Origin of the sequence: Pseudomonas sp. 2VD (genome assembly GCF_005503585.1) — a bacterium.
GTDB lineage: Bacteria > Pseudomonadota > Gammaproteobacteria > Pseudomonadales > Pseudomonadaceae > Pseudomonas > Pseudomonas aeruginosa.
The window spans coordinates 1-1,263 of the sequence record NZ_SCND01000653.1; the positions used below are offsets into that span (position 1 = coordinate 1).

At 72.1% G+C, this 1,263-nt stretch carries 1 pseudogene; it reads left to right on the forward strand.

What is annotated here, in order from left to right:
- Window positions 1–110 precede the first annotated feature (110 nt).
- Window positions 111–1,263: pseudogene (locus FFS27_RS32825) on the forward strand (RhtX/FptX family siderophore transporter); the annotation flags it as partial.

Genomic DNA, 1,263 nt, shown 5'->3' on the forward strand with positions numbered 1-1,263 from the left:
CGCGCCGTCTCGGCCGGCGGCGTAGCTGGATCCTGCCGATGCAATGCATCGTCCTCGCCTGCCTGCTCGGCCTGGCGACGCTCGGCCTCGGCGTGGCCAGCGCCGGTTGGGCGCTGGCCATGGACGCCCTGCCCACCCTACTGCGCCAGGATGGCGCGCCATTGCAGGCGCTGGCGTTCCTGCCCCTGGTGGGGCTGCCCTGGGTGGTCAAGTTCCTCTGGGCGCCCTGGGTTGACAACCATTGGTCGCGCCGTCTCGGCCGGCGGCGTAGCTGGATCCTGCCGATGCAATGCATCGTCCTCGCCTGCCTGCTCGGCCTGGCGACGCTCGGCCTCGGCGTGGCCAGCGCCGGTTGGGCGGTCGGCCTGCTGGCGCTGGCTTCGCTGGCCAGCGCGACCCAGGACATCGCCACCGACGGCATGGCGGCGGAGCACTTCAGCGGCGAGCTGCTGGCCAAGGTCAACGCGGTACAGATCGCCGGGGTGATGATCGGCTTCTTCGGCGGCGGCGCCGGCAGCCTGATCCTCGCCGGGCATTTCGGCCAGCGCACGGCGTTCCTGGTCATGGCCTGCGTGCCGCTGGCAAGCCTGTGCTGCGTGCTCGCCCTGGGGCGCGGCGACCCCCACGAACTCCCCCCGGCACCGGCCGCCAAGGCCAGCCTGCTGCGCTTCCTGCGTCGGCCGCTGGCGCCTTCGCTGCTGGCGCTGGCACTGCTGTCGGCGATGACCGCGGTATCCGGCTTCGGCCTGTCCAAGCTGTACCTCAGCGATGCCGGCTGGGCCTTGCAGGACATCGGCCGGCTGGGCATGAGCGGTGGCCTGGTCACGGTATTCCTCGGCTGCGGCGGCGGCGCCTGGCTGGTCAGGCGGATCGGCCTGTGGCGCGGTTTCGCCCTTGGCGTGGTGCTCGCCGGTTGTTCGGCGCTGCTCTGGTATCTGCAGGCCGGTCGCTGGTTGGCACTGAGCGAAGGATTGGCGTGGACCTGCGTGCTGATCGGCTCGCTGGCTACCGGCATCACCTCGGTGGCGATCCTCACCGCGGCGATGCGCTTCGCCGGCCAGGGCGGCCAGGCCGGCACCGATGTCACCGCGGTGCAGAGCACCCGAGACCTCGGCGAGATGCTGGCGTCTTCGTTCCTGGTCAGCCTCACCGCGCAGATCGGCTATGCCGGCGGTTTCCTCACCGGCAGCGCCCTGGCGGTGCTGGCCCTGCTGCTCGCCCTGCGCCTGCAGGCCGGCGAGGGGCGCGGGGAGTGGAAGGGGC